Annotated in this window: 20 protein-coding genes; all 20 read right to left on the reverse strand. The window is 49.9% G+C overall.

Annotated elements, in window-relative coordinates; translation table 11 throughout:
* Nucleotides 1-3: 3 nt before the first annotated feature.
* Nucleotides 4-189: a type Z 30S ribosomal protein S14 gene (locus tag ACIDITHRIX25_RS96850; RefSeq protein ID WP_052604316.1), complete on the reverse strand. Its 186-nt coding sequence runs from the start codon at nt 187-189 to the stop codon at nt 4-6.
* A 10-nt stretch (nt 190-199) separates the two neighbouring features.
* The gene (rplE, locus tag ACIDITHRIX25_RS96855) at nt 200-766 is read right to left on the reverse strand and encodes a 50S ribosomal protein L5 (protein ID WP_052604317.1); all 567 of its coding nucleotides are present in this window, start codon (nt 764-766) and stop codon (nt 200-202) included.
* Complete coding sequence (gene rplX / locus ACIDITHRIX25_RS96860; protein ID WP_052604318.1) at nt 763-1,068, reverse strand: 50S ribosomal protein L24; 306 nt, start codon at nt 1,066-1,068, stop codon at nt 763-765. The genes rplE and rplX overlap by 4 nt, the downstream gene beginning before the upstream one ends.
* A complete protein-coding gene (gene rplN, locus ACIDITHRIX25_RS96865; protein WP_052604319.1) occupies nt 1,068-1,436 on the reverse strand; it encodes a 50S ribosomal protein L14 in 369 nt (122 codons plus the stop codon). Before rplN ends, rplX begins: the two co-directional genes overlap by 1 nt.
* A complete protein-coding gene (gene rpsQ, locus ACIDITHRIX25_RS96870) occupies nt 1,433-1,705 on the reverse strand; it encodes a 30S ribosomal protein S17 (protein ID WP_052604320.1) in 273 nt (90 codons plus the stop codon). Before rpsQ ends, rplN begins: the two co-directional genes overlap by 4 nt.
* A gap of 13 nt (nt 1,706-1,718) precedes the next feature.
* On the reverse strand, nt 1,719-1,925 hold the full coding sequence (rpmC, locus tag ACIDITHRIX25_RS96875) for a 50S ribosomal protein L29 (RefSeq protein WP_052604321.1): 207 nt from the start codon (nt 1,923-1,925) through the stop codon (nt 1,719-1,721).
* Nucleotides 1,925-2,359: a 50S ribosomal protein L16 gene (gene rplP / locus ACIDITHRIX25_RS96880; protein WP_052604322.1), complete on the reverse strand. Its 435-nt coding sequence runs from the start codon at nt 2,357-2,359 to the stop codon at nt 1,925-1,927. The genes rpmC and rplP overlap by 1 nt, the downstream gene beginning before the upstream one ends.
* A gap of 2 nt (nt 2,360-2,361) precedes the next feature.
* Nucleotides 2,362-3,222: a 30S ribosomal protein S3 gene (rpsC, locus tag ACIDITHRIX25_RS96885; protein WP_201733335.1), complete on the reverse strand. Its 861-nt coding sequence runs from the start codon at nt 3,220-3,222 to the stop codon at nt 2,362-2,364.
* Nucleotides 3,222-3,920, reverse strand: a complete 699-nt coding sequence (gene rplV / locus ACIDITHRIX25_RS96890) for a 50S ribosomal protein L22 (RefSeq protein ID WP_082058423.1) — start codon at nt 3,918-3,920, stop codon at nt 3,222-3,224. Before rplV ends, rpsC begins: the two co-directional genes overlap by 1 nt.
* Entirely contained in the window at nt 3,917-4,198 is a 282-nt protein-coding gene (gene rpsS / locus ACIDITHRIX25_RS96895) for a 30S ribosomal protein S19 (RefSeq protein WP_052604324.1), read from the reverse strand. The genes rplV and rpsS overlap by 4 nt, the downstream gene beginning before the upstream one ends.
* A 15-nt stretch (nt 4,199-4,213) precedes the next feature.
* Nucleotides 4,214-5,050, reverse strand: coding sequence for a 50S ribosomal protein L2 (rplB, locus tag ACIDITHRIX25_RS96900; protein ID WP_052604325.1), 837 nt, complete (start codon nt 5,048-5,050; stop codon nt 4,214-4,216).
* Nucleotides 5,051-5,065: 15 nt separating this feature from the next.
* Nucleotides 5,066-5,353, reverse strand: coding sequence for a 50S ribosomal protein L23 (gene rplW / locus ACIDITHRIX25_RS96905; RefSeq protein ID WP_052604326.1), 288 nt, complete (start codon nt 5,351-5,353; stop codon nt 5,066-5,068).
* Nucleotides 5,354-5,356: 3 nt separating this feature from the next.
* Nucleotides 5,357-6,049, reverse strand: coding sequence for a 50S ribosomal protein L4 (gene rplD / locus ACIDITHRIX25_RS96910; protein WP_052604327.1), 693 nt, complete (start codon nt 6,047-6,049; stop codon nt 5,357-5,359).
* Between the two features lie 3 nt (nt 6,050-6,052).
* Nucleotides 6,053-6,694: a 50S ribosomal protein L3 gene (gene rplC / locus ACIDITHRIX25_RS96915; RefSeq protein ID WP_052604328.1), complete on the reverse strand. Its 642-nt coding sequence runs from the start codon at nt 6,692-6,694 to the stop codon at nt 6,053-6,055.
* Between the two features lie 221 nt (nt 6,695-6,915).
* Nucleotides 6,916-7,242, reverse strand: coding sequence for a 30S ribosomal protein S10 (rpsJ, locus tag ACIDITHRIX25_RS96920; RefSeq protein WP_052604329.1), 327 nt, complete (start codon nt 7,240-7,242; stop codon nt 6,916-6,918).
* Between the two features lie 133 nt (nt 7,243-7,375).
* Nucleotides 7,376-8,563, reverse strand: a complete 1,188-nt coding sequence (gene tuf, locus ACIDITHRIX25_RS96925; RefSeq protein ID WP_052604330.1) for an elongation factor Tu — start codon at nt 8,561-8,563, stop codon at nt 7,376-7,378.
* A gap of 78 nt (nt 8,564-8,641) precedes the next feature.
* Nucleotides 8,642-10,726 carry an elongation factor G gene (gene fusA, locus ACIDITHRIX25_RS96930; protein WP_052604362.1) on the reverse strand — a complete coding sequence of 695 codons (2,085 nt, stop codon included), beginning with the start codon at nt 10,724-10,726 and terminating at the stop codon, nt 8,642-8,644.
* 316 nt (nt 10,727-11,042) lie between these two features.
* The gene (rpsG, locus tag ACIDITHRIX25_RS96935) at nt 11,043-11,513 is read right to left on the reverse strand and encodes a 30S ribosomal protein S7 (protein ID WP_052604331.1); all 471 of its coding nucleotides are present in this window, start codon (nt 11,511-11,513) and stop codon (nt 11,043-11,045) included.
* A 6-nt stretch (nt 11,514-11,519) separates the two neighbouring features.
* Nucleotides 11,520-11,891, reverse strand: a complete 372-nt coding sequence (rpsL, locus tag ACIDITHRIX25_RS96940) for a 30S ribosomal protein S12 (protein WP_052604332.1) — start codon at nt 11,889-11,891, stop codon at nt 11,520-11,522.
* A gap of 324 nt (nt 11,892-12,215) precedes the next feature.
* Nucleotides 12,216-16,169: a DNA-directed RNA polymerase subunit beta' gene (locus ACIDITHRIX25_RS96945; RefSeq protein WP_201733336.1), complete on the reverse strand. Its 3,954-nt coding sequence runs from the start codon at nt 16,167-16,169 to the stop codon at nt 12,216-12,218.
* Between the last annotated feature and the right edge of the window lie 3 nt (nt 16,170-16,172).

The raw sequence follows: 16,172 nt of genomic DNA on the forward strand, positions 1-16,172 counted from the left end.
CCTCTACCAGCTAGCCTTGGTCACGCCAGGAATCTCGCCTGCGTGAACCATTACCCGAAGGCAGATCCTGCATAGACCAAACTTGCGATATACCGAGTGTGGACGACCACAACGACCGCAACGGGTATAGGCGCGAACCTTAAACTTCGCTGCACGCCTTTGCTTTTCGATTAGAGCTTTCTTAGCCATTATCTACTTCCTAACCCTCTCTTTTGAAGGGAAATCCAAATGCGAACAAAAGCGCTCGGCCATGGTCGTCACTTGTTGCACTTGTAACGATGGTTATATCCATACCACGCATTACATCAACCTTGTCATACTCGATCTCCGGGAAGATCAACTGCTCCGTGACGCCGAAGGTATAGTTACCGTTACCGTCAAACGACTTAGGGTTCAATCCCCGAAAGTCTCTAATGCGAGGAATGGAGAGCGAGACCAAACGATCAAAGAACTCCCACATGCGATCGCCTCGAAGCGTTACCTTGGCACCGATAGCATTTCCCTGACGAAGCTTGAAACTCGCCACGGACTTTCGTGCCCTGGTAACTATGGGCTTTTGGCCAGAGATAATCTCTAGATCCCGCAGCGCTCCCTCAAGTAGAGAAGCCTGAGCGGTAGCACGGCCAACACCCATGTTGATAACTATCTTCTCCATGCGAGGGACCTGCATGATATTTGACAGGCCAAGGCTCTCTTTGAGTTGGCTTCGCAGTACAGTGTTGTACTTTTCTTTCAGACGCGGCTGCGGTCCAGCGAACTCATTCATAGGTCACCCCCACACTTTTTACAGACGCGAGACTTAACGCCTGCGTCGGAAAACTTATAACCGACCCGTGTTGGACCACACTTAGCACAAACTATCTGCACATTCGAAGCCGAAAAAGGCATGTCCTTGTCGATAATTCCACCTTGAGAGGTCTGATTGGTCGGCTTTTGATGCTTGCGAGCGACATTAATACGATCAACTATGATACGTCCCTCTTTAGGAATCACCCTAGAGACCACGCCCTCGCGACCCTTATCTTTACCGGCCAGCACCTTTATCTTGTCACCCTTACGGATCTTCATCAAAGCACCTCCGGAGCCAACGATATGATCCTCATAAACTTCTTGTCCCTGAGTTCCCGGCCAACTGGCCCAAAGATACGGGTTCCTCTTGGCTGCATCGCATCGTTGATAATAACAGCGGCATTCTCGTCGAACCGAATGTAACTACCGTCTGAACGGCGCTTCTCCTTCTTGGTTCGCACAACCACACACTTTACAACATCCCCGCGCTTTACATTACCTCCAGGAATTGCATCCTTAACAGTGGCCACAAAGATATCGCCAATGCTGGCATATCGTCTCCGTGAACCCCCCAAAACCTTAATAACGAGGACTTCTTTTGCGCCTGAATTATCAGCCACCCTAAGTCTGGTTTCTTGCTGTATCACTTGGCACGCTCCAAAATCTCCACAACACGCCATCTCTTTAGCTTGGAAAGAGGCCTTGTCTCTTCCAGGCGGACGACATCTCCAACGCGTGCACCAAAGGTCGAGTCGTGCGCATACAACTTCTTAGTACGCTGCACCGTCTTTCGGTACTTCGGATGGCGAACTCGCTCTACAACCGCTATAACAACCGTATCGGTCATGGCGTCAGAAATAACTGTACCTTCACGGACCTTACGGGTATTCTCATTCGGACTTTCAATCTCACTCATTATGATTTCCTACCTACTTGTCCTCGGATGAAGCGGATCGCTCGGTCATAATCGTATGAATACGAGCAACCTCTCGCTTTAATAGACCCACACGCGAGGTATTGGCGACCTGGGCAGTAGCCAGGTCAAACCGAAGTTGAAACAACTCCTTGATATTCTCATCAAGACGCTCTTGCAACTCTTGATCACCGAAATCTCTTAATTCAGAAGCCTTTGACATTATTGACCCTCATTCTCGTGAGAAAATGCATCTCTTACAACCACACGTGCTTTAAAGGGGAGCTTTTGAATAGCTCTCTCCAAAGCGCCACGAGCTAGCTCTTCCGAGACACCATTCAATTCAAAGAGGATGCGACCCGGCTTTACAACTGCAACCCAAAACTCCGGGTTACCCTTGCCCGAACCCATGCGAGTCTCAGCAGGCTTCTTGGTAACTGGCTTATCTGGAAAAACTCGAATCCAGACCTTTCCACCTCTTTTGATGTGCCTCGTCATAGCAATACGAGCTGCTTCTATTTGACGAGCGGTCAACCAACCAGCTTCCAAGGCTTGAATACCGAACTCACCAAAGTTCAACTCGGTACCACCCTTGGCCAGCCCAGTTCGCCGGCCACGCTGCACCTTACGGTGCTTTACCTTCCTAGGCATCAACATGATTAATCGCTCTCCCGCTTGAAGTGCGCTGTCTCATGTGACTCCTGGCGCACCTTCTTCTCGAGCTCCTCAGACCGATCTAGGATCTTCTCAAGTTGCTCTTCTCCATTTACGACCGGCGCCGCGTTACGGGGCCTTCCTTCGCTTACGCGTCGACCGCCACCTGCAGAAACTCTTCGCGGCCGTTGCGCGGCCTGCTCGGTAGGAGCTGCTTCGGTAAGGCTAGGTACCTTATAGGGAACGATATCGCCCTTATAGATCCAGACCTTAACACCGATACGACCAAAGGTAGTTCTAGCCTCTCGGAAGCCATAGTCGATGTCTGCTCTCAAGGTATGAAGCGGAACTCGACCTTCGCGATAGGACTCCTTGCGTGCCATTTCAGCACCGCCAAGTCGACCAGAACACTGGATCTTGACGCCCTGACCACCAGAACGCTCCACGAGCTGCATAGCGCGCTTCATCGCTCTTCTAAAGCTAACTCGCCGAGCCAGCTGATCTGCAATACTTTGTGCAACCAATGCGGCATCAAGCTCAGCGTTTTGAATCTCTTTGACGTTTAATTGGACCTTTTCATCCCCAATTAGCGCACCGAGATCATGGCGAAGCTCTTCAATCTTCTTGCCTTGATGTCCGACGATAGGACCAACCTTCGATGAGTAGATATCAACTCTGATATCGCCTCTTTTACGCTCGATCTCTACTCGCGAAAGCTGCAAGTTCTCAAGTCTCTTGATAAGAAAGTTACGGATCTTCCAGTCCTCAAGAACTGTCTCTTTGTAATTCTTATCCTCGTACCAGGTCGACTTCCACTTGGTGGTTATACCAAGGCGAAAACCGTAGGGATTTACTTTCTGACCCATTACTTATTCTCGCTTTCAGCATCGTCATCGACAACGTCTTGATCTTCGCTTGAAACTACCTCAAGGACGTCGTTGGAGACTGCATCACTTGCACCTAAATCACCTTGATCGCTCACGGTCTCCGAGCTCTCTGGAATTGTCGGCTCTGTGTTAGCGGTCTCTGTGTTAGCGGTCTCTGTGTTCTCGGTCTCAGTATGAACAACAAGATCCGAATCCTCGGCGTCAAAGACAACTTCTATTTCGTCGAGAGAACTGTTTGAGCCACGGACACGTGCACTACGACGTTCTTGACGACGAGCTTCCTCAGAGGATCTCTTAGCATTGATCTGAGCAATCTTGGTAAATTCCATGCGATCGACATAGATCGTGATGTGAGCCGTACGCTTCAAAATCTGTCCTGCACGCCCACGAGCTCGCGCACGAAAACGCTTCATAGTCGGCCCCTCGTCTGCAAAGCAGGCAGAGACATAGAGTTCATCTGCTGGAATACCGTCGTTATTCTCAGCATTGGCCACAGCAGAGGCCAGAAGCTTCAAGATCGGACGAGCCGCTCCACGATCCGAATAGACCAAAATATCTCGAGCGGTAATAATATCCTTGCCCCGGATCAGGTCAAGAACTTCACGAACCTTCGATGCCGACATGCGATATTGACGCAAGACAGCCCTAGTGCCTGAATTGAAAGTAGTGGTACTCATCTTCTCTTACCCGTTCTCTCTTGACCCGCATGGTATTTAAAGGTTCGAGTAGGGCTGAATTCACCTAACTTGTGACCGACCATGGACTCTGTCACATAGACAGGAACATGCTTTCGGCCATCATGAACGGCGATGGTGTGACCCACCATGTCAGGAATAATTGTAGATCTACGAGACCAGGTCTTAATGACCTTCTTCTCGTTCTTCTCATTTAAAGCGTCGACCTTCTTGAGTAGGTGAGAATCGACAAAAGGACCCTTTTTAAGGCTACGTGCCATCTTTTATAAGACCTCCTAGCGCCTTGCGCCGCGTCCGCGACGACGACGTACGATCATTGCATCACTTGCCTTGCGCCTTGAACGCGTACGACCTTCAGGTTGACCCCAAGGGGAAACTGGATGACGTCCACCAGACGTCTTGCCTTCGCCACCGCCAAGTGGGTGATCCACTGGGTTCATAGCGACACCTCGTGTCTGAGGCCTAACGCCCTTCCAACGGTTACGTCCAGCTTTACCAATCGAAATCAGCTCATGCTCGGCGTTGCCAACCTCGCCTACGGTAGCCCGACAATCAATAGGAACGCGACGCATTTCAGTAGAGGGAAGACGAAGTGTAGCAAAATCGCCCTCTTTGGCGACTAGTTGCACCGACATACCTGCTCCACGAGCAATCTTGCCGCCCTGACCAGGTCGCAATTCCACGTTATGCACCACAGTACCAACTGGAATATTCCTTAGAGGAAGTGCATTTCCGATCCGAATATCAGCACCGGAACCCGACTCCACCAATTCGCCGACCTTGAGGCGATTAGGAGCCAGAATATATGCCTTTTCACCATCAAGATAATGAAGCAAAGCAATCCGAGCATTTCTATTGGGATCGTATTCAATCGCAGCAACTTTTGCTGGAACTCCGTCTTTGCGACGCTTGAAGTCCACCAAGCGATATTGTTGCTTGTGACCACCGCCGCGGTGGCGGGAGGTCTTTCGTCCATAGGAGTTACGACCACCACTAGAGCTCTTAGGAGCCAAAAGCGACTTCTCAGGCTTGGACTTAGTAATCTCGGAAAAGTCGGACACCGACTGAAACCGACGTCCAGGACTAGTGGGTTTTCTCTTTCTAATAGCCATATTCTTAAAAACCTTCTATCTCTGGAACAGTTCGATCTGACCCTCTTTAAGGGTGACCATGGCATGCTTTGTATCAGAGAGTTTGGCATAGAGTCCGCTTTTACGTGAACGCTTCCGCTTACCCTTGCGATTCAGAGTGTTGACCTTGCCGACCTTTACGGAGAAGATCTCCTCTATGGCCTTACCAATTTCAATCTTGTTGGCCCTGCGATCGACCACAAATGTATAGACGCCGGCATCGGAGAGTCCATAGGACTTCTCGGAGATAACTGGCTTGATGATAATCGAGTATGGATTTGCCATCGTTTAACCTTCCGTGGCCACTTCGTCATCGGCGTCGCTGGAAGAATCAGCCTCGCCAATCAGTGTGGACTTATCAAAGATAACGACATCTGACCATAAGATATCGTAGGGATTCAACTCAGCCTCATCGATAAGACGAACGAGAGGCAAGTTGGAAAAGGTTCTTACCAAGTTATATTCAAATGGATCCACCACCAAGAGGACCTTCTTATTCGAAAGACCGGCATTGGACAAAAATGCGATACCACTTTTAGTCTTAGGAGTCTCATACTCAAACGATTCAACAACTACGATTGCGTCGTTAGCCGCTCGATCAGAAAGCGCATGATATAGAGCCGCACGCTTCATCTTCTTTGGGGTGCGTTGCTCATAAGAACGTGGCTTTGGCCCTAGGGCTACGCCACCGCCTGCCCAATGGGGAGCTCGTATGGAGCCTTGACGGGCACGTCCAGTACCCTTTTGGCGAAATGGCTTACGACCACCACCGCGCACCTCGGCGCGAGTTTTGGTGGACTGTGTTCCACTTCGGGCAGCAGCCAACTGAGCAGTAACTACCTGGTGCAAAAGCGAAACATTTGGCGTGTAACCAAAGACTGTTGGATTCAGTTCAACTTCACCGATGCGATTGCCGTTGTGGTCCAAGAGGGCCGCGACATATTGATTGAGTTCGATCACTCGAACAACTTCAGCGCTCATAAGTTACTTGCCACCCTTCACAGCGTCACGAACGACTACAGACGAGCCCTTAGCACCTGGAACGGCACCCTTGATTAACAAAAGACCACGCTCTGGATCGGACTTTACAACTTTGAGGTTCTGGGTCGTTACCTTATCGGAACCCATTTGCCCAGCCATGCGCGTCCCCTTGAAGACTCGTGCTGGGGTAGCGCAAGCGCCAATTGAACCTGGAGCTCGATGCTTCTTATGGTTACCGTGAGTAGCCTTCTGGCCAGCAAAATTATGACGCTTCATAACTCCAGCAAAACCGTGGCCTTTGGATGTACCTGTTACATCAACAAAGTCCCCACTCTCCCAAATCTCAACTCCATATTCAGAGCCGACAGAATAGGAGGAGACATCATCGAGTCGAAACTCCATAATTTCTACGCCCGGTTCTACGCCGGCAGCCCGAAAGACTCCTGCCTCGGGCTTATTCAATTTCCTAGCATCCTTCGCGCCATAAGTGACGCAAAGGGCCGAATATCCGTCAGTGGAGGGCTGCTTCACCCTCATGACCCTCATTGGGTCAACCTTGACGACAGTAACTGGGATGATTTGGTTCTGGTCGTCCCAGAGTTGCGTCATGCCCAACTTCTTGCCTACTAAAGCCTTGGTTGCCATTTCTATACGAAACTTTCATAATTAAATGCAAAGACATTCTTTGCTTAGATCTAAAAACCCGACGTTCAAAGGTACAAAGCACCTTTGCTCAGACACAAAAACTCCGCCTAATCGGCGGAGCTCTGCCATCTGTTTGCTAGGCGGTTCCTCAAGGGCCTACCCAGACGTCAAAGCTTTCAAACTCTTCTAGCCTACCGGTCCAACCTGGACCATCCGGCTACTTATAGACTCTGGACTTTTATTTCTATATCCACACCGGCTGGGACGTCGAGACGCTGAAGCGAATCTACAGTCTTAGGGGTGTGCTCTACGATATCCAAGAGGCGCTTGTGAACTCTCATCTCGAAATGCTCGCGGGAATCCTTGTGCTTGTGCGGGGATCGAATCACAGTGTAGCGCGACGTCTCCGTCGGCAGTGGCACTGGACCCTTTACCTTAGCATCGGTACGAAGGACAGTATCGACAATCTTCCGAGTTGAGGCGTCCAATATGGCAGCGTCATAGGCCTTTAGCCTGATACGAATTCGCTGCTTTGAGTTCTCTGCCATCATAATTCCTTATAAAATCCACGAATACGCGCCCTACCATCATAGGGCATCAAAGGCACAAGTCGGTCCCTAGATTTCTCTGGGACCGACCAAGCGTACCTTGACCGCTGAGAAGTTGTCTATTTAGACAGCGTTACTTTATGATCTTTGTTACAGCGCCAGCACCAACAGTACGGCCACCTTCGCGAATAGCGAAACGAAGACCCTCATCCATTGCGATAGGCTTTTGTAGCTCAACCTTCAAAGTAATGTTGTCACCAGGGACAACCATCTCTTTACCCTCAGGAAGGGTGATCGAGCCGGTAACGTCTGTCGTTCTAAAGTAGAACTGGGGACGATAGTTGTTGAAGAAAGGCTTGTGACGGCCGCCTTCATCCTTGTTCAAAACGTACACATTAGCTTCAAACTCAGTGTGAGGAGTGATCGAGCCAGGCTTACAAAGCACTTGGCCACGCTCAACGTCAGTCTTCTTAGTTCCACGAAGCAAAACGCCTACGTTATCTCCAGCTTGTCCTTGGTCCAAGATCTTATTGAACATCTCAACACCGGTACAAACTGTCTTTTGAGTTGCGCGTAGACCGACGATCTCGACTTCTTCCGAGATTCGAACGATTCCTCGCTCAACCTTGCCAGTTACGACAGTACCACGACCCTGGATCGTAAAGACGTCCTCGATTGGCATCAAGAAAGGACGCTCTACTGGGCGCTCTGGCTCTGGGATGTAAGAATCAACTGCATCCATGAGCTCTACGATCTTACTTTGCCATTCGGCGTCACCCTCAAGAGCCTTGAGTGCACTTACGCGAATAACAGGTGTATCGTCACCAGGGAACTCGTACTCGCTTAGGAGTTCGCGTACCTCTAGCTCCACCAGATCCAGCAACTCCTCATCATCGACCATGTCAGCCTTGTTTAGGGCTACAACGATGTAAGGAACGCCTACCTGACGGGCTAGCAACACGTGCTCGCGAGTCTGGGGCATGGGGCCGTCGGCGGCGGAAACAACCAAAATTGCTCCGTCAACCTGGGCAGCACCAGTAATCATGTTCTTAATGTAGTCAGCGTGGCCTGGCATGTCCACGTGGGCATAGTGACGATTTGGCGTCTCATACTCAACGTGGGCAATCGAGATTGTTATACCACGAGCTCGCTCTTCAGGAGCCTTATCGATCTGATCAAAGGGGGTGAACTTCACTCCCGGGTTGCGATCCGCAAGCGTCTTAGTGATCGCTGCGGTCAATGTAGTCTTACCATGGTCGATGTGACCCATGGTTCCTATGTTTACGTGTGGCTTGAGGCGCTCAAACTTTTGCTTTGCCATCTCTCCAACTTGCTCCGTTATGTATGACCGACGCCGAAAATTACGGCGCCGACTTGCTTACAAGGTACTGATACTAGGCTACTCGCCCCGCACCCTCGCCACGATCTCCTTGGCTATGGAGTCCGGGACTTCTTGGTACGAGTTGAATTGCATAGTGTATGTGGCGCGCCCTTGCGTGCGCGACCGTAGGTCAGTGGCGTATCCAAACATCTCAGACAGCGGAACCTGAGCGCGAATTGCCTGAGCATTTCCTCGCTGGTCCATACCTTCAATCTTTCCACGCCTTGATGACAAATCTCCGATTACATCGCCCATGTATTCATCAGGGGTAACTACTTCGACTGACATAATCGGCTCTAATAGAACCGGCGATGCCCGCCTTGCAGCCTCCTTGAATGCCATAGAACCAGCAATCTTGAATGCCATCTCCGACGAGTCAACATCGTGATAGGACCCGAAGGTCAAAATCACCCGAAGATCCACTGTCGGATAGCCCGCGAGTACACCAGAGGTCATAGCCTCTTGAATACCCGCATCAACCGGAGGTATATATTCCTTAGGAATTACACCGCCGGTAATCTTATCGACGAATTCGTAACCACCACCGGGGCCCGTAGGCTCCAAGGTGATTACGACGTGACCGTATTGACCACGACCACCGCTCTGGCGAACGTACTTTGACTCCACCTTTTCGATCGTCTTGCGAATCGTCTCTCGGTAAGCAACCTGGGGCTTACCGACGTTAGCGTCAACCTTAAATTCGCGCAACATACGATCCACGATCACTTCGAGGTGCAATTCGCCCATGCCTGAGATAACAGTCTGGCCGGTCTCTTCATCAGTCCGGATCCTAAAGGTCGGGTCTTCCTCGGACAATGCATAAAGAGCTTTGCCCATCTTGTCCTGATCGGCCTTGGTCTTAGGCTCGACTGCAACGTGAATAACTGGCTCTGGGAACTCCAGCGACTCAAGGATAATGGGGCTGTCGCCGTCACAAAGGGTGTCACCGGTGGTGGTGTTCTTTAGACCAACCGCTGCAACAATATCACCCGCGAAGATGGTATCGATATCTTCCCTATGGTTAGCGTGCATCAACAAAAGTCGCCCGATTCGCTCTTTTTTGTCCTTGGTGCTGTTCAAGACAGAAGAACCCTTTTCGAGCGAACCAGAATAGACCCTAAAGTAAGTCAACTTACCTACATATGGATCGGTCATGATCTTAAAGGCCAAGGCAGAAAAAGGTGCCTTATCGTCGGCATCTCTGCTCAGTCCGGCTTCTCCGCGAAGGGAAGTACCAATCGCTGCTGGAATATCCAACGGGCTAGGAAGGAAATTCACAACGGCATCTAGCATTGGCTGAACGCCCTTATTTTTAAAGGCCGAACCACACAGAATCGGTACACCGTAACCTGCAATTGTAGCTTGGCGCAAAACCTCTACGACCCGAGCTGGAGTTATCTCCTCTTCAGCCAAATAAGCTTCCATGAGATCATCGTCAAAGGATGCAAGGGATTCCATTAGATCGTGGTGATAGGCTTGGGCAGACTCCAGAACATCCTCTGGGATCTCTGTAACGCTAAAGCGCTCACCCAGTTCATCCTCATAGATGGTCGCCTTCATCTCGATTATGTCGACAATTCCCCTAAAGCCGTTCTCAGCACCGATTGGGAGTTGAATCACAAGAGGATTGGTATCCAAACGATCCTTTATCATGTCGACACAGCGATAAAAGTTCGCCCCGACACGATCCATCTTATTTACAAAACAAAGGCGGGGAACGTTGTAGTTATTTGCCTGTCGCCAAACCGTCTCAGTCTGAGGTTCCACACCAGCAACTGCGTCAAAGACTGCTACCGCGCCGTCTAGAACCCTAAGTGAGCGCTCTACCTCAACGGTAAAGTCAACGTGGCCTGGAGTGTCGATAATATTAATGCGGTGGCTATTCCAAAAGCAGGTGGTCGCGGCCGAAGTAATGGTGATTCCACGCTCTTGCTCTTGAACCATCCAGTCCATTGTCGCAGCACCTTCGTGAACTTCACCGATCTTGTAGTTCTTACCGGTGTAGTAAAGAATTCGCTCAGTCGTCGTTGTCTTGCCCGCATCAATGTGGGCCATAATGCCGATATTTCTAATTTTCTCTAACGGATATTCTCGAGCCGTCATTTTGTCCCTCAATGTCCGACACCATCTTTTGGTGTCACCTACAAGACCGCGATCATCAACCACTCCAAGGATCTGGAGTTATTCGATCCTTGACTTCAATTGATAAATTCTCTGTCCGACTTTGTACTAGTTTTTCATGCCGCCCATAGGATTTTTAAAACCCAGAAACTGCATTAATCAAAATCCATACCAAAGCGTGGGTTACTGACGCAACCCACGCTTTTAAATTTTTGGCCGGGAAATTTACATACCCAAAGCACTTTTGACCAAATCTAGCGTATCTTAAAACCTAGATCGATCATAGGGCAATGGATGGCTACCAACGATAGTGAGCAAACGCCTTATTGGATTCGGCCATCTTATGAAGATCCTCACGACGCTTCACTGATGCACCGATGCCATTAGAAGCATCAAGAATCTCGTTCGCAAGCCGCATTACCATCGTCTTTTCACGGCGCTTACGTGAAAATGAGACGAGCCAACGAATCGATAGAGTGTGAGCCCTGCGGGATTTGACCTCAACTGGTACCTGATAGGTTGCCCCACCAACACGCCTCGATCGAACCTCTAGTTCAGGCTTAGTATTATCGATAGCTTTTTTGAGGATCACCAAAGGATCGTTGCCGGTGCGCTCTTTGATATTCTCCAATGCACCATAGACAATGGCTTCCGCCAAGGTCTTTTTGCCTCGGGAAAGAATCTTATTTATTAACTGAGTAACCAAGGTGGAATGATAAATGGGATCTGCGACGATCTCCCGCCTTGGAGCTGGACCTTTACGAGGCATAGCTTACTACTTCTCCTTCTTAGCACCGTAGCGGCTACGAGCTTGCTTACGGTTCTTTACTCCCGAGGTGTCTAGTGCACCTCGAATAATCTTGTATCGAACACCAGGTAGGTCTTTGACTCGACCGCCACGAACGAGCACTATGGAGTGCTCCTGTAGATTATGGCCAACGCCAGGTATGTATGCAGTCACTTCTACACCTGAAGTCAATCGCACACGGGCCACCTTGCGTAAGGCCGAGTTAGGCTTCTTGGGCGTAGTCGTATAGACCCTGGTGCATACACCGCGACGCTGCGGGGCGCCCTTTAGCGCAGGAGTCTTGGTCTTTGACCTCTTTGACTCTCTCCCGGTGCGTACCAGCTGAGCAATCGTTGGCATTGGTACCTCTCCACTTTAGTAGACGATCATATGACCGCTACGAATAACATGACCCCAAAGCCACCATCAGGCCTCGGGGAAAACAAACTTTAAAAACAGGGGATCCCTGTCCGCCACAAACAACCCTGGCTAATCTGTCGCGCAACTCTCGACAGTTTGGCGAAAATTTGCCAAAATTACACTATAGGGCGGATTTGACGAACAACCTGCATGGTATTTCTACCAAACGCTACAACCCTTAGATCAAATGACCCAGAAAGAGGCCACGGACCACCCTTAATGATAAAAAGATGGAAGATGAACTCTCTCTGGAATCAAATAATATCAGGCGCCTTCGCCCAGACCGCTACCGCCAATTCCACCGGGAATGTCGTTTAGATCTACATCAAGATCAAAGTCAAATGAATCATCAATGGTCGACTCAAGGTCGGCCAATTCATCCTCATCTGGGTCCTCATACTCATCAAAGTCATCACTAGATGACCAATACGACATCTTCCGTGCATGAGGAGTTGAGACCTGAACACTGCGATAGAGCGGCATGCCGCTACCGGCCGGAATCAACTTCCCGATGATAATATTTTCCTTCAAGCCAAGCAGCGAATCAGAACGGGCCTCAATGGCCGCTTCAGTCAGCACGCGAGTCGTCTCCTGGAATGACGCAGCAGAAAGCCACGACTCGGTAGCGAGACTCGCCTTGGTAATACCCATAAGTTCGGGCCGACCAAGAGCTGGCTTTTGATCAGAAGAGGTCAGTTCGACGTTGCGATCGTGATAGACACGAGCGTCTACCCTCTCGCCGGGCAAAAAGTCCGAATCGCCTGGCTCGGCCACTGTAACCTTCTTGAGCATCTGTCGCACGATAAGTTCAATATGCTTATCGTGGATAGAAACGCCTTGGTCACGGTAGACCTTTTGTACCTCTTCAACCAAATACTGTTGAACTTCGCGCATGCCTTTAATGTCTAGGAGTTCCTTAGGATCTTTGGGGCCATCGACAAGAACGTCTCCAGCCTCAACCATGTCACCACCGTGAACCTCCAAGCGCTGCTTAGGAGATAGATCGTACTCCTCGCGCTCGCCCTGATCGTCAATGACAATAAGCTTTCGATGACTTTCGCCCTCTTCAACTTGCACAGATCCACTACGGTGGGCCAAGATGGCCGATCCCTTGGGGGTACGTGCTTCAAAGAGCTCCACCACCCTAGGGAGTCCATGGGTGATGTCAGCGCCTGCAACGCCACCCTGGTGGAAGGTACGCATTGTTAGCTGGGTACCAGGTTCACCAATCGACTGTGCAGCAATAACGCCAACGGCCTCACCCAAGTCGATCAAACGACCTGCGCTCAAGGATTGTCCATAGCAAACCCGACAGACTCCATGAGGAGTCTCACAAGTCAATACAGAACGCACCCTGATCCTATCGATACCCGGATCGTCACGGAGTTGAGCTAAAACGTTATCATCAATCAAGGTACCGGTCCCAAGGACCGTTCCATCGACCAGTTCAACGCCCTCTACTAAGACCCTTCCATAGATACGAGTCTCCAAATAAGAAGAACGCTTAGCTTCATCGGGAACTATCTCGTCCATCCAAATACCACGGGTAGAACCGCAATCATCCACACGAACGATCAACTCTTGGGCAACGTCGACCAAACGACGGGTCAAATATCCAGAGTCAGCTGTTCGAAGGGCGGTATCAGCCAATCCCTTTCGAGCACCGTGTGTTGAAATAAAGTATTCGAGTACCGAGAGGCCCTCACGGAAGGAAGATTTAATAGGACGGGGAATCATCTCTCCTCTAGGGTTAGAGACAAGACCCTTCATACCAGATATCTGGCGAATCTGCTGAGCATTACCACGAGCACCTGAGTCCACCATCATGTCCAAGGGGTTGAAGGCAAACGAAGAGAGTACTGCCTCCATCGCCTTACCGATCTCGCTGTTTGCAGAGGTCCATATCTCGACCTCTTTTTGACGCCGCTCGTCGTCGGTAATAATACCGCGCTTGAACTGCGTCTCAGCCTTTTCCGCTTCCTTCTCATAACGATCCAAGATTTCACCCTTGATCGACGGCGTCTTTACGTCATTGATAGAGATCGTAAGACCAGACTGAGCTGCAAATCGAAAACCGAGGCTCTTGATCGCATCCAGCGAGGTAGAGACGACCTGCTTAGAGTAGTTATTGGCTATCTCTTCTACGATCGAGCCGATTGGAGTTGCCTTCTTACCTATCAAAGTGTTTACGAAACGAAAGTCACTTGGAAGGGCATCATTGAAGAAAACTCGACCAGGAGTAGTGACAATCTCTTCATATCCATCCTCGGTTGGACGTCGAAAGAGGATTCGAGCGTGCAAGTTGACGTCGCCTGCCTCATAAGCACGCTGAATCTCATAGCTGTGCCTAAAGACTCTTCCATCCCCTTTAGCCCCATTTACCTCCATGGTCAGATAGTAGATACCAAAGACCATATCCTGAGTAGGAACTGTAATTGGACGACCAGTAGCAGGAGAAAGAATGTTATTAGCACTAAGCATCAGAATGCGAGCTTCGGCTTGCGCCTCGGAACTAAGCGGAAGGTGAACAGCCATCTGGTCACCGTCAAAGTCAGCGTTAAAGGCGGCACAGACCAACGGGTGAATCTGAATTGCCTTTCCATCCACCAACACTGGCTCAAAAGCTTGAATACCTAAGCGGTGCAAGGTCGGGGCGCGGTTCAGGAGAACTGGGTGCTCTTTGACAACTTCAGAGAGAACGTTCCAGACCTCATTTCGCCGTCGCTCAACCATTCGCTTTGCAGACTTAATGTTCTGTGCGTATTCAAGATCAACCAACCGCTTCATAACGAAAGGTTTAAAGAGTTCAAGTGCCATCTGCTTGGGGAGGCCGCACTGATGCAGCTTTAGTGTTGGTCCAACGACAATAACCGAACGTCCCGAATAGTCAACGCGCTTTCCCAGAAGGTTCTGACGAAAACGTCCCTGCTTGCCTTTGAGCATGTCAGAAAGACTCTTTAGTGGCCTATTTCCTGGACCAACAACGGGTCGACCACGTCGCCCATTGTCAAAGAGAGCGTCAACTGCCTCTTGGAGCATACGCTTTTCGTTATTCACGATGATCTCAGGAGCCGCTAGATCGAGCAATCGCTTTAGGCGGTTATTGCGGTTTATGACCCTACGGTAAAGGTCATTGAGGTCCGAAGTAGCAAAACGACCACCATCGAGTTGAACCATAGGGCGCAGATCCGGTGGAATCACTGGAATAACGTCCATGATCATCGAAGATGGAGAATTTATCTTTCCATGCTCACCAGCGCTTGCCGCGGCATTGAAAGCCGAGACAATCTTAAGTCTCTTGATAGCCTTCTGACGACGTTGGGCAGCTAGTGGCTTTCTTCCGTCGGTGGGATCAATGATCTCTCTAAGCTTTCGCTCCTCATCGACCAAATCCAAACGACCGATCAGCTTAGCTATAGCTTCAGCACCCATGCCGCCTTCGAAGTATTCGCCAAAGCTCTCCCGAAGTTCACGCCACAGGATTTCATCCTCGATAATTTGACGACCATGTAGATTTCTAAAGGCATCAAAAGCCCTCTCGGCCACTTCGATATCTCTATCAAAGCGAGCACGAGCTAGCTCAAGACGCTGTTCAAAGCGCTTCTGAACTGCTCGAATCTCAGCCTCTTTGGCACCCTTTGCCTCGAGTTCAGCTAGTTCTTCTTCGTTTTCTTTGAAGATAGCATCAAGATCGAGATTCTTTCGATTCTCAACCTCTTTTACCTTGGCAGCGTGTTCGATCTCTAGATTAGAGAGATCTTCGTGACGCTTATCCTCATCAACCCAGGTAACCAAGTTGGCGGCGAAATAGATAACCTTTTCTAGCTGCTTAGCCTTGAGTTCCTCTTTTAGAGATGTACCCATCAATAGATAAGCCAACCACGATCTAGTACCACGAAGGTACCAGATATGAACTACAGGAGCTGCCAGTTCGATATGGCCCATTCGCTCACGGCGAACCTTGTTTCGGGTAACCTCGACGCCACAGCGTTCGCAGATAATACCCTTGAAACGAACCCTCTTATACTTTCCACAAGCGCATTCCCAGTCCTTAGTTGGACCGAAAATCTTCTCGCAAAATAGACCATCACGTTCGGGGCGCAAGGTTCGATAGTTAATCGTCTCAGGCTTTTTGACCTCGCCATGAGACCATGAACGAATGGCATCAGAGCTAGCGATGCCGATACGAAGATTATTGAATTCATTGACATCAATCATCTA

This window comes from Acidithrix sp. C25, from assembly GCF_904848545.2.